Origin of the sequence: Microbacterium sp. BDGP8, from assembly GCF_029991045.1 — a bacterium.
Classification (GTDB): domain Bacteria; phylum Actinomycetota; class Actinomycetes; order Actinomycetales; family Microbacteriaceae; genus Microbacterium; species Microbacterium plantarum.
In genome coordinates this window covers 1,878,712-1,895,768 of the sequence record NZ_CP120712.1, presented here as the reverse complement: position 1 = coordinate 1,895,768, position 17,057 = coordinate 1,878,712, and the positions used below count along the sequence as shown (strand labels likewise).

At 69.6% G+C, this 17,057-nt stretch carries 20 protein-coding genes; 10 read left to right on the top strand and 10 right to left on the bottom strand.

Translation table 11 applies throughout. The features are described 5' to 3' along the window. Positions 1–7 precede the first annotated feature (7 nt). Entirely contained in the window at positions 8–1,318 is a 1,311-nt protein-coding gene (gene xseA, locus P6897_RS09160; RefSeq protein WP_282501032.1) for an exodeoxyribonuclease VII large subunit, read from the bottom strand. A gap of 58 nt (positions 1,319–1,376) precedes the next feature. Here xseA and P6897_RS09155 point away from each other — a divergent pair, with 58 nt between their 5' ends. Next, positions 1,377–2,438 (top strand): 4-hydroxy-3-methylbut-2-enyl diphosphate reductase, encoded by a 1,062-nt coding sequence (locus P6897_RS09155; RefSeq protein ID WP_274177982.1) that lies wholly within the window; start codon positions 1,377–1,379, stop codon positions 2,436–2,438. After that, positions 2,435–3,016: a DUF6264 family protein gene (locus P6897_RS09150; RefSeq protein WP_112618031.1), complete on the top strand. Its 582-nt coding sequence runs from the start codon at positions 2,435–2,437 to the stop codon at positions 3,014–3,016. The genes P6897_RS09155 and P6897_RS09150 overlap by 4 nt, the downstream gene beginning before the upstream one ends. A 71-nt stretch (positions 3,017–3,087) precedes the next feature. Here the strand turns inward: P6897_RS09150 and fbaA are convergent, their stop codons facing one another. Beyond that, positions 3,088–4,116, bottom strand: a complete 1,029-nt coding sequence (gene fbaA, locus P6897_RS09145) for a class II fructose-bisphosphate aldolase (RefSeq protein ID WP_274177980.1) — start codon at positions 4,114–4,116, stop codon at positions 3,088–3,090. Positions 4,117–4,326: 210 nt separating this feature from the next. Between fbaA and glpX the strand changes: the two genes are divergently transcribed. Beyond that, positions 4,327–5,316 (top strand): class II fructose-bisphosphatase, encoded by a 990-nt coding sequence (gene glpX, locus P6897_RS09140; RefSeq protein ID WP_274177979.1) that lies wholly within the window; start codon positions 4,327–4,329, stop codon positions 5,314–5,316. A gap of 130 nt (positions 5,317–5,446) precedes the next feature. Then, complete coding sequence (locus P6897_RS09135; RefSeq protein ID WP_240309861.1) at positions 5,447–5,629, top strand: UDP-N-acetylmuramyl pentapeptide phosphotransferase; 183 nt, start codon at positions 5,447–5,449, stop codon at positions 5,627–5,629. Positions 5,630–5,665: 36 nt separating this feature from the next. Here the strand turns inward: P6897_RS09135 and P6897_RS09130 are convergent, their stop codons facing one another. Continuing rightward, positions 5,666–6,913, bottom strand: coding sequence for a DNA recombination protein RmuC (locus tag P6897_RS09130; protein WP_282501031.1), 1,248 nt, complete (start codon positions 6,911–6,913; stop codon positions 5,666–5,668). A gap of 98 nt (positions 6,914–7,011) precedes the next feature. On the opposite strand from P6897_RS09130, the gene P6897_RS09125 reads away from it, so the two are divergent. Continuing rightward, a complete protein-coding gene (locus tag P6897_RS09125; RefSeq protein ID WP_282501030.1) occupies positions 7,012–7,674 on the top strand; it encodes a DUF6226 family protein in 663 nt (220 codons plus the stop codon). A 252-nt stretch (positions 7,675–7,926) separates the two neighbouring features. Here the strand turns inward: P6897_RS09125 and P6897_RS09120 are convergent, their stop codons facing one another. Together P6897_RS09120 and P6897_RS09115 are read right to left on the bottom strand one after the other, a co-directional pair. Then, complete coding sequence (locus tag P6897_RS09120) at positions 7,927–9,321, bottom strand: HNH endonuclease signature motif containing protein (RefSeq protein WP_282501029.1); 1,395 nt, start codon at positions 9,319–9,321, stop codon at positions 7,927–7,929. Positions 9,322–9,394: 73 nt separating this feature from the next. Next, positions 9,395–9,991 (bottom strand): exonuclease domain-containing protein, encoded by a 597-nt coding sequence (locus tag P6897_RS09115; RefSeq protein ID WP_274177975.1) that lies wholly within the window; start codon positions 9,989–9,991, stop codon positions 9,395–9,397. Between the two features lie 109 nt (positions 9,992–10,100). Between P6897_RS09115 and ychF the strand changes: the two genes are divergently transcribed. From ychF to P6897_RS09100, 3 genes are all read left to right on the top strand, one after another. Next, positions 10,101–11,180, top strand: a complete 1,080-nt coding sequence (gene ychF, locus P6897_RS09110; RefSeq protein WP_274177974.1) for a redox-regulated ATPase YchF — start codon at positions 10,101–10,103, stop codon at positions 11,178–11,180. Positions 11,181–11,232: 52 nt separating this feature from the next. Beyond that, complete coding sequence (locus P6897_RS09105; RefSeq protein WP_282501028.1) at positions 11,233–11,676, top strand: hypothetical protein; 444 nt, start codon at positions 11,233–11,235, stop codon at positions 11,674–11,676. A 98-nt stretch (positions 11,677–11,774) separates the two neighbouring features. Beyond that, a complete protein-coding gene (locus P6897_RS09100) occupies positions 11,775–12,314 on the top strand; it encodes a DNA starvation/stationary phase protection protein (protein WP_112614998.1) in 540 nt (179 codons plus the stop codon). A gap of 100 nt (positions 12,315–12,414) precedes the next feature. Here the strand turns inward: P6897_RS09100 and P6897_RS09095 are convergent, their stop codons facing one another. Further along, positions 12,415–13,455 (bottom strand): zinc-dependent alcohol dehydrogenase family protein, encoded by a 1,041-nt coding sequence (locus P6897_RS09095; protein WP_282501027.1) that lies wholly within the window; start codon positions 13,453–13,455, stop codon positions 12,415–12,417. Between the two features lie 66 nt (positions 13,456–13,521). Then, positions 13,522–13,884 carry a hypothetical protein gene (locus P6897_RS09090; protein WP_112614994.1) on the bottom strand — a complete coding sequence of 121 codons (363 nt, stop codon included), beginning with the start codon at positions 13,882–13,884 and terminating at the stop codon, positions 13,522–13,524. A 192-nt stretch (positions 13,885–14,076) separates the two neighbouring features. On the opposite strand from P6897_RS09090, the gene P6897_RS09085 reads away from it, so the two are divergent. Beyond that, positions 14,077–14,337, top strand: coding sequence for a hypothetical protein (locus P6897_RS09085; RefSeq protein WP_114589563.1), 261 nt, complete (start codon positions 14,077–14,079; stop codon positions 14,335–14,337). Between the two features lie 27 nt (positions 14,338–14,364). Here P6897_RS09085 and P6897_RS09080 read toward each other — a convergent pair whose 3' ends face one another. Then, positions 14,365–14,490 carry a hypothetical protein gene (locus P6897_RS09080; RefSeq protein ID WP_258524558.1) on the bottom strand — a complete coding sequence of 42 codons (126 nt, stop codon included), beginning with the start codon at positions 14,488–14,490 and terminating at the stop codon, positions 14,365–14,367. A gap of 238 nt (positions 14,491–14,728) precedes the next feature. Continuing rightward, positions 14,729–15,127, bottom strand: a complete 399-nt coding sequence (locus P6897_RS09075; RefSeq protein WP_282501026.1) for a glucose-6-phosphate dehydrogenase — start codon at positions 15,125–15,127, stop codon at positions 14,729–14,731. 167 nt (positions 15,128–15,294) lie between these two features. Here P6897_RS09075 and P6897_RS09070 point away from each other — a divergent pair, with 167 nt between their 5' ends. Further along, the gene (locus P6897_RS09070) at positions 15,295–16,209 is read left to right on the top strand and encodes an alcohol dehydrogenase catalytic domain-containing protein (RefSeq protein WP_282501025.1); all 915 of its coding nucleotides are present in this window, start codon (positions 15,295–15,297) and stop codon (positions 16,207–16,209) included. A gap of 50 nt (positions 16,210–16,259) precedes the next feature. Here P6897_RS09070 and P6897_RS09065 read toward each other — a convergent pair whose 3' ends face one another. Continuing rightward, positions 16,260–16,808: a type 1 glutamine amidotransferase domain-containing protein gene (locus tag P6897_RS09065; RefSeq protein WP_112614984.1), complete on the bottom strand. Its 549-nt coding sequence runs from the start codon at positions 16,806–16,808 to the stop codon at positions 16,260–16,262. Positions 16,809–17,057 lie beyond the last annotated feature (249 nt).

The window sequence follows — 17,057 nt, the reverse complement described above, 5'->3', positions numbered from 1 at the left end:
AGCCATTCTAGGACGGGTCCGCCGGTGCGCCCGCCGCCTCAGCGGGCGCGGCCCCGTCGTCGACGACGCCTTCGGAGCGCGCCGCGAACGCGCCGCGGCCGACGGTGACGGTGACGTGCGAGCCCGCCGGGGCCTGCGCGGCGTCTCGGATGATGACTCCCGCATCGAGATGAGCGATGGCGTAGCCACGGTCGAGTGTGGCGCCCGGCGAGAGCGCCCGGAGTGTGGCGCGGAGCCGGGCGATGTCGTGGCCCGCGGCATCCATGCGGCGCGTCACGACGTCTCGACCGCGCGCCGTGAGGACGTGCAGTTCGTGCGCGCGGGTCGTCATGAGCGATTCCGGATTGCGCAGCACCGGCCGCGATCGCAGTTGCTCGAGCTGCGCGAGATCGTGCGAGACGCGCTGCGTGAGGCGCGTACGGGCGCGGCTGCGCAGCTGCTCGACGAGCGCGCGCTGCTCCACGACGTCGGGCACGACCCGCTTGGCGGCATCCGTCGGCGTCGACGCGCGGAGGTCGGCGACGTCGTCGAGGAGCGGATGGTCGTTCTCGTGGCCGATCGCCGACACCACCGGCGTCGTCGCCGCGGCCACGGCCCGCAGCAGCCTCTCGTCGCTGAAACCGAGGAGCGTCTGCGGGTCGCCGCCGCCGCGCGCGATGACGATCACATCGACCTCCGGGTCGGCGTCGAGTGCGCGCAGAGCCGCGATCGTCTCGGGAACGCACCGATCGCCCTGCACCGCCGCGTGCACCGTGCGGAAGGCGACGTGCGGCCAGCGCAGCTCGGCGTTGCGGTGCACGTCGCGTTCCGCGTCGCTGCGCTCACCCGTGATCAGGCCGATCATGTGGGGGAGGAACGGCAGGCTCTGCTTGCGGGACGGATCGAACAGACCTTCCGCCCGCAGCTTCGCGCGTAGACGCTCGAGCTGGACGAGCTGATCGCCGAGACCTGTCGGTCGCATGGCCGACACCGTGAACGAGAAGTCGCCGGACTTCACGAAGTAGTCGCTCTTGACGCACGCGACGACGCGGTCGCCGACCTGCGGGCTCGAGCCGAGGCGCTGCAGGGTGCTCGACCAGAGGCGGAACGAGAACGCGGCATCCGCTTCGGCGTCCTTCAGGCGGCCGAAGACATGACCGCCGCGGAGGTTCCAGGAGGTGATCTCGCCCTCGACCCACACGGCGTTCCACCGCTGCACGAAGTCGCGGATGGTCTCGTTGAGCCGCGAGATCGAGGTCGGCGTCTGCGGCGACGAATCGCGAGGATGGACGGCATCCGGCGGCGGCGTCTGATCGGGCGCGGTCTCGAACGACGGCATGGGGCTCCTCACGGCCGGTTCCGAGCGGCTGGCAGGATGCGCCTCGTAGAATCGAGGAGTGAGCACTCCCGCCGTCCGGCTGCCCGTTCCCCGCGTGCCGGGGCGTCACGGCCGTCTCCAGGATATCCCTGTGGGCGCCGCCAAGCGGGTGCTCCTGGCAGCTCCGCGAGGATACTGCGCCGGAGTCGACCGCGCCGTCGTTGCGGTCGAGAAGGCGCTGGAACGCTTCGGTGCGCCCGTCTACGTGCGCAAGCAGATCGTGCACAACATCCACGTCGTGCGCGAGCTCGAGGAGCGCGGCGCCGTCTTCGTCGACGAGGTCGACGCGGTGCCCGAGGGCGCGCACGTCGTCTTCAGCGCGCACGGGGTGTCTCCCGCGGTGGTCTCGGCGGCGTCCGATCGGGGGCTGCAGGCGATCGACGCGACCTGCCCGCTCGTGACCAAGGTGCACCGTGAGGCCGTGAGGTTCGCGCGCGACGACCGCGAGATCCTGCTGATCGGCCACGAGGGGCACGAGGAGGTCGAGGGGACCGCCGGCGAGGCGCCCGAGCACATCACGATCGTGACGTCGCCCGAACACGCAGACACCGTCGAGGTGCGCGACCCGTCGCGGGTCGTCTGGCTCTCGCAGACCACGCTCTCCGTCGACGAGACGATGGAGACCGTTCGGCGGCTGCGCGTGCGGTTCCCCGAACTGCAGGATCCGCCCTCGGACGACATCTGCTACGCGACCCAGAACCGCCAGGTCGCCATCAAGAAGATCGCCGCCGAAACCGACCTGGTGATCGTCGTGGGGTCGGCGAACTCGTCCAACAGTGTGAGGCTCGTCGAGGTCGCGCTCGAGTACGGCGCTCGCGCCGCGTACCGCGTCGACTATGCCGATGAGATCCGGCAGGAGTGGCTCGACGGCGTCCGGACGGTCGGGGTCACGAGCGGCGCTTCGGTACCCGAGGTGCTCGTGCAGCAGGTGCTCTCCAGTCTCGCGGATGCCGGTTACGCCGATGTCGACGAGATCCGAACGGCCGAGGAAGACCTCATGTTCTCCCTGCCGAAGGAACTGCGGACGGATGCCGCCGGGAAGCAGGACGCCCGCGCACGCGGCGGACGGGGGCGGTCATGAGCGAGCAGGAACGTCCGCGCCCGCAGTACGGCGAGTACGCCACCCCCGAGGAGCAACGCGCCCGCATCGCGGCACTGGGCGGGGAAGCACCGCACCCCGATGTGGTCGAGACGGCGCAGGTGCCGGCCGGCTCAGCGGCACCCCGTCCCCATGAGTCCGCACGACAGCAGCTTCCCTCGCCGCGCCCGACCACGTCGGCTGCGCGCCCCACGCGGCTCGCCGACCGGATCATCACGGTCGCGCTGCTCGCGTACGGCCTGGTGACGGTGCTCGGAGCCATCCCGCAGCTGGTCGACTTCACGGGCTTCGCGCAGACGTGGATGGACATGGCTGGTATCGACGGGACGCTCGCGGACCCGGCGGGCGGACGGGCGTGGGGCATCGCCGCCGCCGTCGTCTACGGCGCGGGGTGGCTGCTGACCGCGGTGCTGTCGTGGTGGTCGCTGTCGCTGCGGCGGCTGTCGTGGTGGATCCCGCTCGTCGGCGCGATCGTGACATTCATCATCGTGAGCCTGCTGCTGGCGGTGCCGCTGCTGTCCGACCCGGCTGTGCTCGACGGGTTCTCGACCAGCCGCTGACGCGCACCCGAGAACGACAGAACGGCGCCCCGCGAACGAATCCGCGGGGCGCCGTTCCGTGTGGCCGGCGGTCAGCTCTGGGACTGGCCGAACGAGCCGAGCTGGCGGGTCGCCTCGACGACGCGAGCGGCCATCGCCGACTCGGCCTTCTTGCCCCAGGCGCGCGGGTCGTAAGCCTTCTTGTTGCCGACCTCGCCGTCGACCTTCAGGACGCCGTCGTAGTTCTGGAACATGAACCCGGCCACCGAGCGCGTGAACGCGTACTGCGTGTCGGTGTCGATGTTCATCTTCACGACACCGTTCGCGACGGCGAGGGCGATCTCCTCGTCGGTCGAGCCGCTGCCGCCGTGGAAGACGAGGTCGAGGGGCTTCTCGCCGGTGCCGAACTTCGACGCGATGCCGGCCTGGATCTCGCCGAGCAGCTCGGGCTTGAGCTTGACGTTGCCCGGCTTGTAGACGCCGTGGACGTTGCCGAAGGTGAGCGCGGCGATCCAGCGGCCCTGGTCACCGAGTCCGAGAGCCTCGACGACCTGCGAGACGTCACCGGTCGTGGTGTAGAGGGCGTCGTTCGAGCCCTCGTGCTGCACGCCGTCCTCTTCGCCGCCGACGACGCCGATCTCGACCTCGAGGATCGCGCGGATCGCCTTGATGCGGGGAAGCAGCTCCTTGGCGATCTCGATGTTCTCGGCGAGCGGCACGGCCGAGCCGTCCCACATGTGCGACTGGAAGATCGGCTGACCGCCGTCGGCGACGGCCTCCTCCGATGCCGAGATGAGCGGCAGCAGGAAGTCGTCGAGGGCGGGCTTCGGGCAGTGGTCGGTGTGGAGCGCGACCGTGACGGGGTAGTTCTTGGCGACCTCGTGGGCGAACTTCGCGAAGGCGAGCGCACCGGTCGCGCGGCCCTTGACGGTGTGTCCGGCGAAGTAGTCGGCGCCACCGGTCGTGACCTGGATGATGCCGTCGGAGCCGGCCTCGGTCAGGCCCTGAAGAACGGCGTTGATGGACTGCGAGCTGGCGGCGTTGATGGCGGGGTAGGCGAAACCACCGGCCTTCGCGCGATCCAGCATCTCTGCGTACTGTTCGGGGGTGGCGATGGGCATGAGAGCTCCTCAAATCGGCGGTGTTACCGAGCCCACTTTATCGAAGGCCGCTCTCGCCGTCCGCGGGGCGGCCGGAGAAACGACGCTGCTTGTTGTCACGTGTTCGCGACGCGGCTGGATGTACGGATTCGTTAAGAATCCCGATTCCTTCGTGGGCGCGCGGCCGAAAGCGGCGGATCCTCGCGCCTGCCCGCACCTATGCTGTGGCGCATGGTGAGTTTGACCGCCGACATGAGTCCGCTGCATCCCGATCGAAACCTCGCGCTCGAGCTCGTGCGCGCGACAGAGGCGGCGGCGATCCGTTCGGTGCCGTTCATCGGCCGCGGGCAGAAGGAGCTCGCCGACGGGGCGGCCGTCGACGCCATGCGCGCGTTCCTCACGACGGTCAACTTCGACGGCGTGATCGTCATCGGCGAGGGTGAGAAGGATGCCGCACCCATGCTCTTCAACGGCGAGAAGGTCGGCACCGGTCGCGGGCCCCAGGCCGACATCGCCGTGGATCCGATCGACGGCACGACCCTCACCGCGGAGGGGCGCAACAACGCGCTCTCGGTCATCGCGGTCGCCGACCGGGGAGCGATGCTCGACGCCTCGTCGGTGTTCTACATGGACAAGCTCGTCACCGGCCCTGCGGGTGTCGGCGTCGTCGACATCCGACTGCCCATCGCCGAGAACATCCGGCGGCTCGCGAAGGCTCTCGGCAAGCCTGTCGATGAACTGGTGGTCTCGGTCCTGAACCGTCCGCGTCACGCGCAGCTGATCCAGGAGATCCGGGATGCCGGCGCGGGCACGCGGCTGATGAGCGACGGCGACGTCGCGGGTGGGATCAACGCGGCCCGGCACAACGCGCGCACGGACATGTGCGTGGGTGTCGGCGGCAGCCCGGAGGGCATCGTCACCGCGTGCGCCATCAAGGCCCTCGGCGGTCACATCCAGGGCCGGTTGTGGGCGCGCGACGACGACGAGAAGCAGCGCGGCATCGACGCCGGGCTCAACCTCGACGGTCACGTCTACGAGGCCGACGATCTCGTCCGCGGCAAGAACACGATCTTCGTGGCGACCGGTGTGACCAACGGCGAGCTCGTCGGGGGCGTTCGGCGCGAAGGCGACTACGTGTACACCGAGAGCGTGGTGCTGCGCGGCGCGTCGGGGACGCTGCGTCGGATCACCTCGGAGCACCTCACATCCAAGTGGCTCTGAACTCGGGCGGGTAACTATCACGACACGACTGCGTGTCAACCACTGATGCTCCCAGCAAGGCTCTGTCAGAATGGCAGCGGTATCAACGGCGATGACCACCCTTACGTCAGCACCCGGGAGAACCATGTCGATGACAGCAAACAACCCGCCGACCGGCCAGGTCGCGGTGACGATCGACCCCGCTCGACGTCCGGACGTGCTGCTGCGTCGGCGCCACCCCGAGGGACATCAGATGAGTGCCTGGTGGATGATCGGCGCCTTCCTCGCCGTCTCCGTCGCCGTCGTCGGCCTCGTCAACATGTTCCCGGCCTGACCGGACAGCTCGCCTCCCTTCCCCTCCGCCGACGCGTCACAGCCGTTCGCGAAGCTCGCCGACGTCCGCGCTGAGCAGCTCGGGAGCCGTCGTCATCCGCGTCGACGTCTCGATCGGGCTCGGCGCGCTCGTTGCCTCGAGCCGTGTCTCGTCGATGCCCGGGAACTTCCGCGCCGTCACGAGCACCCTGCTCTCGAGCGTCCCCACGAACTTGTTGTAGGACTCGACCGTCCGCTCGATCGCACGGCGCAGGTCGCCGGCGTGGGAGGCAAGCCCTCCGAGACGCTGGTACAGCTCGTTGCCGAGGTCGAACAGGCGCCGGGCCTCGTCGGAGACGTCTTGCTGGGTCCACGTGTATGCCACGGTCTTCAGCACCGCCCACAGGTTGACCGGTGACGCGAGTGCGACGCGCCGGCTGAAGGCGTAGTCGAGCAGCGCGGGGTCTTCGTCGAGCGCCGCCGCGAGAAGCGATTCGCTCGGGATGAAGCAGACGACGAACTCGGGACTCGAGCTCAGGCCCTGCCAGTAGGCCTTCTTCGCGAGGGCGTCCACGTGGGCGCGCACCGCCTTGACGTGCGCCGTCAGCAACGCTTTGCGGCGTCGCGCCTCCTCACCCTGCGCGGTGACGGGTATCGCGCTCGCCTCGAGATACGAGTCGAGCGGCACCTTCGCGTCGACCGCGAGCGCCTTGTCGCCGGGGAGACGGACGATCAGGTCGGGGCGCCCCGCGCCGCTGTCGGACGAGATGCTGGACTGCAGCTCGAAGTCGACGTAGCGGGTGAGGCCGGCGGACTCGACGATGCGTCGCAGCTGCGTCTCGCCCCAGACGCCACGGGCCGCGCTCGAGCGCAGGGCGCCGGCGAGCGACTCCGTCGTCGAACGCAGCGCCTCGTCGGTCTCGCGTCCGAGTCGCAGCTGCTCCGCGACCGAACCGAACTGCTCGCTGCGTTCGCGTTCGAGGAGCTCGACCTTGGCCTGCATCGCCTGCAGCGACTCCTGGACGGGGGCGAGCGCTCGCAAGACCGCCTGCTCGCGGCGTTCGCGTTCGTCGCGAGCGGCCTGGTCGAGCCGCGCCTGGGTTCCCAGCTCGCGCTGCAGCTCGCGCTGTCGTTCCAGTTGCTCGGCGTGGGCGTCGCGCTCGGCCTCAGCGACGGCCGCGCGAGCCTCGAGACGGACTCGGTCGGCTGCTCCCTCGCGTGAGGCGCGAGCGGAGCCCGCGAACCAGCCGCCGGCGGCGGCGATCGCGGCGACGACGATGAGGATGAAGACGAGAGCGGCGTCCATGTGTCCAGGATGCCCGGTGGCTCTGACATCGCACGGAGGCGGGGCGTGCGGCGCGGCTCTCTCCGCGCCCGGAGCGGACGGTGCGGCAGGATGTCGGCATGAAAGGCTACGTGCGCCCGACCATCGACACGCCGGTGTTCCGCGATGCCGACGGCGCGGTCATCGAGTACGGCAGACGTTGGCCGGGATCGCCTCCAGAAGACGCCTATTCGGTCGACACGCACCCGGAGCGCTTCGCGCCGCTGCATGCTGTCGGCGATGCGCTCATCGCTCACCTAAGCGAGACATTCGAGGTCGACGTCGAGGAGGGTGTTGAGGTCGCCTCAGATCTGAACAGACCGAGCTCTTTCGCTGTGCTCCGTGCGGTGCGCCTGCAGCCCGCCGACCCGCAGTGCGCATCGGTGACTTTCGTTTTCGATGCGTATCCGGGTCTCTCGGTGCACTCGGGACTGCTGCATGACGCTCACTACCCCCATTGCGGGTGCGACGCATGTGACGAGGAATGGCGGTCTGTCGCAGACGAACTCGAGGAGCAGGTCTTCGCGGTCGTGACGGGGAACTTCCGCGAGGCTATCGTGCCCGGCGCCGAGCTTCCGGTGGAGCACGCGTTCACATTCCCCGAGGGCAGCCGATCCGGCCAATCGCGCGTGGAGGACTTTCCGGTGCAGCGGCTGTCGAGCGCCGCGGAGGTGCTCCGCACCGCGGCGGACGGGTGGGCACCGTGGCCGCGCACGCAGGCGTCGCCGGGTGATGGCGCGTAGTCCCGCACTCCCGCGCGCGGCGCTGACATGGAATCATCAATCGGCCGCGCTGAGCAGGCGACCAGGGCGAACCGAACGATGGACTCGTCAGAACCGTGGAAGCCGGGGTCGGGTGGGTCTGTGCACGCTCAATCGGTGACCGGTACCGGCGAAACGGCGAGCTGCGTACGCGCGAGTGCGCCAGCGAGCGCAGGCCGAACCCGGTCCGTGCACGCCGAACCCACGACCAGCGCCAACCGAAGGGCGAACTCGTCAGAACGGTGGAAGCCCCGGTCCGGGTGGAGCCGCGACGGTGAATGCGACGAGTGGTGGTGGTGCGTCTTCGCGGTAGACCCGTCCGGTGGGTGAGGTCCAGATCAGCCTCCCGCCCGGGAGCTGTTGGACTCGCCATCGGGTGTGGTGTTTGACGTCGTGATGGCGTTTGCAGAGGTTCGCGAGGTTGCACACGTGTGTCGCTCCACCGTCGGATGCGGCGATCGTGTGGTCGAGTTCGCACCGGATCGTGGGTTGCCGGCATCCGGGGAACCGGCAGTGCCGATCGCGGGCCCGCAGCAGTCGCACCATCGCGGCGGTGGGCCGGTAGCTGTCGCACTCGAGCACCGTCCCGGTGACCGGATCGGTCAGCAGCCGGTCCCACGAGGTCGCGTTGCCGGCGAGCTCGCGTGCGGTCGCGGCGTCGATGGGCGAGCGTCCCGCCAGATCCGCGGGCCCCTCATCTTGACCCATCAGCGTGAGTGCCGACAGGGCCACCTGCACGTGTGCCCGGATCGCGCCCAGTGTTCCGCCGCCGTCACCGGTGCCGGTGGGATCGAGGGCCGGTGTCCCGGCGAGGAGCAGGTCGGAGAACACGTCGGCGCGAACCTGATCGATCGTGCGGGCATCGTCGACGAACGACGACCCGTCGCGAATCGTCGTGTCGGCATCGGGTAAAGCGCCGTTCGCGTCGGCTCGAGTGTCAGGCGTGCCAGGCGCATCAGCCTGAGCCCGCGCGGTGATGATCTCCCGCGCCTGCCGCGTCAGCCGGTCCACGATCCCGTCCGCGATCACCGTCGGCAAGGTCGCGATCAGGTCGGACATCCCATCCGCCCCGGGCTGCACCCACACGCCCCGCCCCGCCGCTGCTTCCTCGTGCCGCTCGGTGAACGTCCGCGGGTGAATGCGCTCGGCGATCATCCGCAGCGCGTCCCGCACCCGGTTGGGTCTCTCGCCCTCGCAGCGCTCGATCGCGACGCGTTCGAACTCCGCGCGATCTCCCGCGGGCACGATGCATCCGATCTCGTGGATCACCCGCACGTGGCCGCGGACGATGCGTCCGTCCTCCCACGCCGCCATCGTCACCGAATAGTTCTCCACCAGGTCTCGCGCCTCGTCGATGCGCCGCTGCAACGTCCGGTCGGTCGCCACGAACACCCCGGCCAGCTCCGCCGCGATGCCGCGCAGAGCCATCTCGCGCGCCTTGACCTTCTCCGGTGCTCCCGCGGACTGGGACTCCGCCAGCTGGCCGGCGGCAGCGAGGAGACGAACCTCCCGGACCTGTGCCGCGCGCGCGGTATCCGCTATGCCCTCGGCATCCGCGACCAGCTGAGCGAGTGTGTCGACGTCTGCGTCGCTGCCCATCCCGCTACCACGCCCGCCATTCGAATGCATGTTCGAATCATGTCATGAACCTCCGACATCGTGCCGGAACCTCCCACAGACCCGCGGACGACCAGCGACTCCGTCAGGCCGGGCTGAGCAGCGAAGCCCCGATCGGCTCGTGCTCGGGCACGCGCACCCCCAGCAGCATCGCGAGTTCGACGAGATCGTGCGCGCCGGCCCGGCGAGCCGCGTCGATGGTGATGTGTGCGCACGCGAGCGCGTCCGCGAGGGCATCGTGATGCGCGAAGTCGAGGAACCCGACGGCAGCAGCAACGAGCGGCAGCCGGTAGGAATCGAGCTGGTACGTCTTCCGTGCCAGCTGCACGCTGCACACCGAGCGGATCGCGGGGAGCGCGGCATCCGTCGCCTCGCACGCGCGGCGCAGCACGGCCATGTCGAATCCGGCGTTGTGTGCCACGAGTACGTCGTCGCCGATGAAGTCGAGAAGGCGGGGGAGCTGCGCGACCCAGCTGGGGGCATGCGCCACCGCGTCGGCGGTGATGCCGTGGATGGAGACGTTGATGTCGAAGAAGCGGTCGTGGCCCGACGGCGGGCGAATCAACCAGCCGTCGGAGGCGACGACCTCGCCGTCGCGGACGCGAACCAGGCCGACAGAGCATGCGGATGCACTGGAGGAGTTCGCCGTCTCGAAGTCGATCGCGGTGAAGTCCAGTGCCACGGGACAAGCGTCACCCGTGTCCGGAGGACGAGAAGGGAGGCGCGCCGCCGAGCCGGGCGATCCGGATCGGTCGGAGGCGATGTCGGTGGGCCACGTAGACTGGATGCCCGTGGCTCTCACCATCGGAATCGTAGGACTGCCCAACGTCGGCAAGTCGACCCTCTTCAACGCCCTGACCAAGAACCAGGTTCTCGCGGCGAACTACCCGTTCGCGACGATCGAGCCGAACGTCGGCGTGGTGAACCTCCCCGACCCGCGCCTGAAGGTGCTGGCCGAGATCTTCCACTCCGAGCGCATCCTCCCCGCCGCGGTGTCGTTCGTCGACATCGCCGGCATCGTGCGCGGTGCGTCGGAGGGTGAGGGGCTGGGCAACCAGTTCCTCGCCAACATCCGCGAGGCCGACGCGATCGCGCAGGTCGTCCGCGGCTTCGCCGACGACGACGTCGTGCACGTCGAGGGTGCGGTGAACCCGCAGAACGACATGGAGACCATCAACGCCGAGCTGCAGCTCGCCGATCTCCAGACCCTCGAGAAGGCGATCACGCGCTACGAGAAGGAGGTTCGCGGCAAGAAGCTCGATCCCTCCGTGCTCGAGGCTGCCAAAGCTGCGCAGGATGCGCTTCAGCGCGGGGAACTGCTGTCGGGAGCCGACTCCAAGATCGACCTCGCGCCCATCAAGGAGCTCGGGCTGCTGACCGCGAAGCCCTTCATCTTCGTCTTCAACGTCGACGAGGCCGTGCTTACGGATGAGGCGCGCAAGGCGGAACTCGCCGCGCTCGTCGCTCCTGCCCAGGCGGTGTTCCTCGACGCGAAGATCGAGTCGGAGCTCATCGACCTCGACCCCGAGGAAGCCGCCGAGCTGCTCGCCTCGACCGGTCAGGACGAGTCGGGCCTCGACCAGCTCGCGCGCATCGGATTCGACACGCTGGGCCTGCAGACCTACCTCACCGCGGGCCCGAAGGAAGCGCGCGCCTGGACGATCGGCAAGGGCTGGAAGGCTCCGCAGGCTGCCGGCGTCATCCACACCGATTTCGAGAAGGGCTTCATCAAGGCCGAGGTCATCTCGTTCGAGGACCTCGTCGCGACCGGCTCGGTCGCCGAGGCCCGCGCGAAGGGCAAGGCGCGCCTCGAGGGCAAGGACTACGTCATGCAGGACGGCGACGTCGTGGAGTTCCGCTTCAACGTCTGACGCCCTGCCGCTATCGGTGAAGCCCACCGCCCACGGCTGGCACAATCGAGGCATGCCACGCGAGCGCGCCGGAGACCCGCAGTACGACGGGTCGCCCGGTGTCGACACGCCCACAGATGACACTCTGCGGGCGTACGACCGACGAATCGGAGCGCTCGTGATCGAAGACCAGGTCGTCGGTCATGTGGCGAGCGTCGTCCGCGAGATGCGATTTCCGTCGAGGCAGCGCTGGTTGTGGTTCACCGTCGTGTGGCCCGATGGATCGCGTGAGCTCCCCTTCGAGGACTACGGTCCTGGATGGCACACGGTTCGTGAGCTCGAGGCCGGGTACCTTGCTTACCACCTGCAAAGCACGGTGCACGAGCGGCGTCTGTTGGGCCGCCACTGGCTCTCGGCGAGGTGGGGTGCGTCGCAGACGTTCGGCGTGCGATGGCTCGAGGGAGACGTCGCCGCTCGTCGTTGGCTCGAACTCGGTCTTCGTGACGAAGACTTCTGAACACCCGTTACCAGCCCCCGCACGTTCCATCAACCGGTGGGCGCCGCGCCCTCGCCCTGCCTAGCGTGGATGTCATCTCGACTCGAGGAGGCAACACTATGGCCACGAACACCACCACCACGCGCAACAAGCGCCGCGCTTCCGGCGCCGGTCTGACCAACGAGCAGAACGCCGAGAGCGGCTTCCGCGCCTCGCAGAAGCTCAGCGAGAACACCCAGAAGGTGCTCGTCGACCTCATCGAGCTGTCGCTCCAGGGCAAGCAGGCGCACTGGAACGTCGTCGGACGCAACTTCCGCGACACCCACCTCCAGCTCGACGAGATCATCGACGCCGCCCGCGAGTTCGCCGACACCGTCGCCGAGCGCATGCGTGCGCTTCACGCCCTCCCGGATGGCCGCAGCGACACCGTCGCCGAGACCACGACGCTGCCCGAGTTCCCGCAGGGCGAGATCGACACCGCCGAGGTCATCGACCTGATCACCGAGCGCCTCGAGGCGACGATCGGCACGTGCCGTGATGTGCACGACGAGGTCGACGAGGAAGACCCGACGACCGCCGACATCCTGCACTCGATCCTCGAGCGCCTCGAGCAGCTCGCCTGGATGGTCAGCGCCGAGAACCGCAAGCCCCAGGGCTGATATGCCCCAGGGCTGACCAAGTCCCGGCCGGGTAGTCCCGGCGACGAAGACCCCGCTCGTGACCACTGCGTCCGGGCGGGGTCTTCGCGTATCGCGTGTGTCAGACCAGCCGCGGATCGATCATCGTCATGCCCGCCGCTGCCGCGGTGTCCATGGCCGGCAACAGTCGCGCACCTTCCTCCAGTCCGACGACCCGCTGCACGAGGTCCTGCGGGCGCAGGCTGCCGTCGCCGATCAGCGCCATCATTCCGGGGTAGTCCACTGCTGCCATGCCGTGGCTGCCGAGCAGGTCGAGCTCCCACGCGATGACGCGGGCCAGGGGAGCGGCGCTACGACCGGATGCCGAGGGCAGCAGCCCGATCTGCACATGACGTCCTCGACGACGAAGGCTCAGAATCGCATCGGATGCGGTCTGCTCGCTGCCCACCGCATCGACCGAGACGTGGCTGCCCCCGCCCGTCAGCTCGTGAACGACGGCGGGGACGTCCTGCCCGTCAGCGGCGACGACGTGTTCGGCGCCGAGCTCCGAGGCGGTCTGCAAAGCGCCAGGCGACCGGTCGACCGCGATGACCCGCGCTCCCAGAGCCCGTGCGATCATCACGGCGCTGAGGCCGACACCGCCTGCGCCGACGATCGTGATCCACTCGCCGCCGCTCAGGGTCGCCCGGGCGATCAGCGCGCGGTACGCCGTGGCGAAGCGGCATCCGAGCGCCGCCGCGGCTTCGAACGAGACGCCGTCGGGGATGCCGACGAGGTTGACGTCGGCCGCCGGCACGACGACCCGCTCGGCGAACGAGCCGGCGTAGGTGAAGCCGGGCTGCTGCTGGTGCGGGCAGACCTGGGCGTCCCCGCGTGCGCACCACTCGCATCGACCGCAGCCGATCACGAACGGCGTCGTGACGCGATCACCCACCTGCCAGCCCGCGACGTCCGCACCGACCTCGGAGATGACACCTGAGAACTCATGCCCGGGGGTGTGGGGGAGTGCGATGTCGTCGTGGCCGGCCCAGGCGTGCCAGTCGCTTCGACAGAGCCCGGTGGCGCGCACCGACACCACCACCCCGTCGGCGGGGACGCTCGGATCGGCCACCTCGCGAACCGTCACCGGCCCGCGGATGCTGTCCATGACCATCGCTCGCACGTTCGGCCACGCTACGCCATCGAGCGAGTCAGCGCCGCACGGTCGACGGCAGTGTGACGCGAAAGGTCAGGCGTCGCGGAAGCCCTCGAGGTCGGGGTCCCACTGTGCGGGTGCCTCGTCGTCGAGGGCATAGAGGTGAGCGCCCTCGGAACGGCGCTGAGGGTAGCTCTCGTGTGCTCGAAGGTCTTCCGCCCCCTCGGAGAAGTCCGGTTCATCGGCGTCCCAGTCGATGGGGGCGGACAGCACGTCGTTGCCGACCCCGATGACAAGTTCGGCCTCATCGACACGCCCGCTCGGTTCGAGCACGATCGGAATCCGCACGGCTTCGGCGCGGCCGTAATTGGCGACCGCCGCCGTGAGCTCCACCAGTGCCTCCGCAACGTCATCCGTCGTGATCACCGTGTCGCCCGCGTACGTGATTCGTCTCATGACAACACTGTGTCGGCTAGCGCCGCCGGGCACCTCGCACTTGCGCTGACGATCGTCATCGGATACGGCTCGCATCGGCCGAGGATCATTGCACGAGGCTCCCGGCTGGTCAACGCGCCTGACGCGATCGGCGGCGCTGCCTAGCGTGGTCGCGAGCGTCGGAATCGGCGCGCCGACAGCGAGGGAGACGTGATGAGCCAGCAGGACCCGGCGACCGACCAGGAACCGCTCTCCGAGCCGGAGGCGGTCCGCAAGGACATGCGCTACAGCCCGGCCAGCGACACCGAGACCCGTGAGAAGCAGGACGAGGCCCCGACCAGCCCCGACGAGGACGTCGATGACGAGCTCGTGCGTGCGCGTCCGGGAACCGGCGGTCCCGACGATGTCGGCGACGTCGATGTGCCCGCCGAAGACCTCAATCTGCCGTGGCGCGACGACGAAGCGGGCGCCTGACAGTCCACCGTCTGTTGGCGCGGGCGGTCAGTTCCATCCGACGGTGTTGAACCACTGAGCCCGGGCCTCGGCCTCGGCGGCATCCGTCGTGCCGCGGAAGGCGTCGTGGCGGTCGATGCGACCCTCGCTCAATTCGACGAAGGCCGTGCACACGGGGCACAGTCCCCGTCCGAAGGGAAACCCGCCGGGCAGTGTCGGCGACGGCTGCGCAGGCTCACCGCTGCCCGAGCATCGTGGCGGATCGGCCTGCGCGTCTGACCACATCTGCGACGTTCCGAGCCGGTTATGCAGCCCCGCGTGTCCCCTCGGGCGGGTGCACAATGCCGATCCGCGGCGGGACCGGCACCACAGCGCGGTCGGATAGTTCGCGGCGGCCGGTTCGCTCACGCCGTCAGATCCGGATGCCGCAGACGCCGCACTCGCCCGCGGCGGACACCTCGACGAAGCAGTCCGGGCACATCGCGCGGACGACATCCGAGGGTGCGGGCGGCTTCGGAGTGCGCGGCGCTGCAGCGCGGGGCGCGGCACGTCGCGCGGGTGCCGAACGTGTCGCGACCGTGACGGGTTGCTTGCGCTCCGGAACGTGCGACTCGCAGTAGAACCGGACGAAGCCGCCGTGGTTGGTCGGGTGGCGGTGCTTGACCGCCCAGAGGTGGTCGCGATCATGGGCACCGGCGTCGGCGGGGCAGGCAGCGCATCTCGCGGGATCACCCGGCATGACGTCGGCGACGCGGTAGGGCGTCTCGTAGGTGAGGCGATCGCGCCAGTCGGCCGAGTCGACGATTCTCATGGTGGTCCTCTCCGGCACGCGCGCGCCGGATTCCAGCGTACCCGCGGCGCCGGGGAGGCGGTCCGCCCACCATCCGGTGAACATTCGCGAAACGGCGTGCGCCGCCGCGCCGCGGGCCCGGCGGCCTTTGCGACAGTGAGGGGGTCACCACGGGCGAGAGGGCGCGAATGGAACTGGCGACCCCGGCACCGATGGACGTGCTGCTGCGTCCTGCTGCACTGGCGCGCGCATGGATGGGGCCGGGCCGCGACCAGGAGACGATCGCCGTGCCCGGCGTCGTGCTCGGGCCGGGCGAGGTGCTCGTCCGTGTCGAGCTCGTCACGATCACCGAGGACGACATCGCGATCACGGACGGTGAGGAGCAATGCCCGGTGCCGACGGTCCTCGGCCGTGAGTTCGTCGGCAGGGTCGCGGCGCTCGGCGGCGCGGTCGCGGCGGCGGACGGCATTCCGCTCGAGCTCGGGGAGCGCGTCGTGAGCGCCGTGGGACCGCATGAGCGCATCGGAGCCCATCGCGAACTCGTGGGCGGCTTCGCGACGCACGTGCATCTGGTCACGGGCACGCCGATCGTCCGTGTGGGCGAGGCGCTCCCCGCCTGCATCCTGGCCCCCGTGTCGGGCGCGGTCGCGCGAGCGGCCGGGCTCGTGCGACGGCTGGAAGAGATCGCCGATCCGGAGGACCTCCTCGTGACCATCGCCGGCACCGGCGCCGATCCGCTCGTGCTGTCCGCCATGATCGCCGAGCGGGGTGGACGAGCGCGGCTCGCCTCAGCCGATCCGCGGGTCCGCGCGCGGGCCGAGCGCTTCGGTGCTGCGCTGGCCCCCGAGCACGTGCCCGAGACGGATCTGAGCGCGCGCTTCCGTACCGCGAGCGAAGCCTCACCGGAAACGACCCTGCGGGTCGGCGTGCCGACATCCGCCGACCTCGAGGCTGCCGTCGCCTTCATGCGCGCCCCGGGCACCCGCCGCTACCCGTTCGCCGACCTCGTCTCGACGCCCTTGCCGCTCGACCGGCTCGACGACGCGATCGAGCTTGCCCGGTCGGGTCGCCACCTGCGCGTGGCGATCGCCCCCGGAGCCTGAGCTCGCGGGGGCGATCGGAAGCCGTGTCGGCGGCGTTCAGGACCGACGGGTCACGCGGTCTGGCCGGCGTGCTCGCCTTCTTCGATCTCCTCGATGACCTTCGCGTTGAAGGCCGGGAGGTCATCGGGCGTTCGGCTCGAGACGAGGCCCTGGTCCACGACGACCTCCTCGTCGACCCAGGTGGCACCGGCGTTCATCAGATCGGTGCGCAGGCTCGGGAAGCTCGTCAGGGTGCGGCCCGAGAGGACGTCGGCCTCGGTCAGGATCCACGCCGCGTGGCAGATCGCGCCGACGGGCTTGTGCTGTTCGAAGAACGCGCGCGCGAAGTCGACCGCGTTCGCGTCGAGTCGCAGGTTGTCGGCGTTGACGACGCCGCCCGGAAGCACGAGCGCGTCGTACTCGTCGGCCTCGGCATCCGCCGTGACGACGTCGACCTTCTGGGTGTGGCCGTTCTTGCCGGTGATCTCGCCCGATTCGGGGGCGATCATGACGACGGTCGCGCCCGCGTCGGAGACGGCCTGCCACGGCGAGGTCAGCTCGCTGTCCTCGAAGCCGTCGGTTGCCAGGAATGCGATCTTCTTGCCATCGAGAGTGCTCATGTCGCCGACGCTACGCGCGGCCGACGGCGGCTGCGACGCGCTTGACACGCTCCGCGACGCATGGTCCCCTGCGGGGTTACGATGGCGATATGTCCACAGCATCCACGCCCCAGCCTCAGACACTGCAGCCGGTTCCCGATGAGAAGAACCTGCTGGTCACCGCGAACGACGACGCAGGTTCCTGCTGCGGCGGAGGGTGCTGCTCGACCTCTTGAACCTCGCCTCGAGGCGTACGACGAAGCCGCCGGT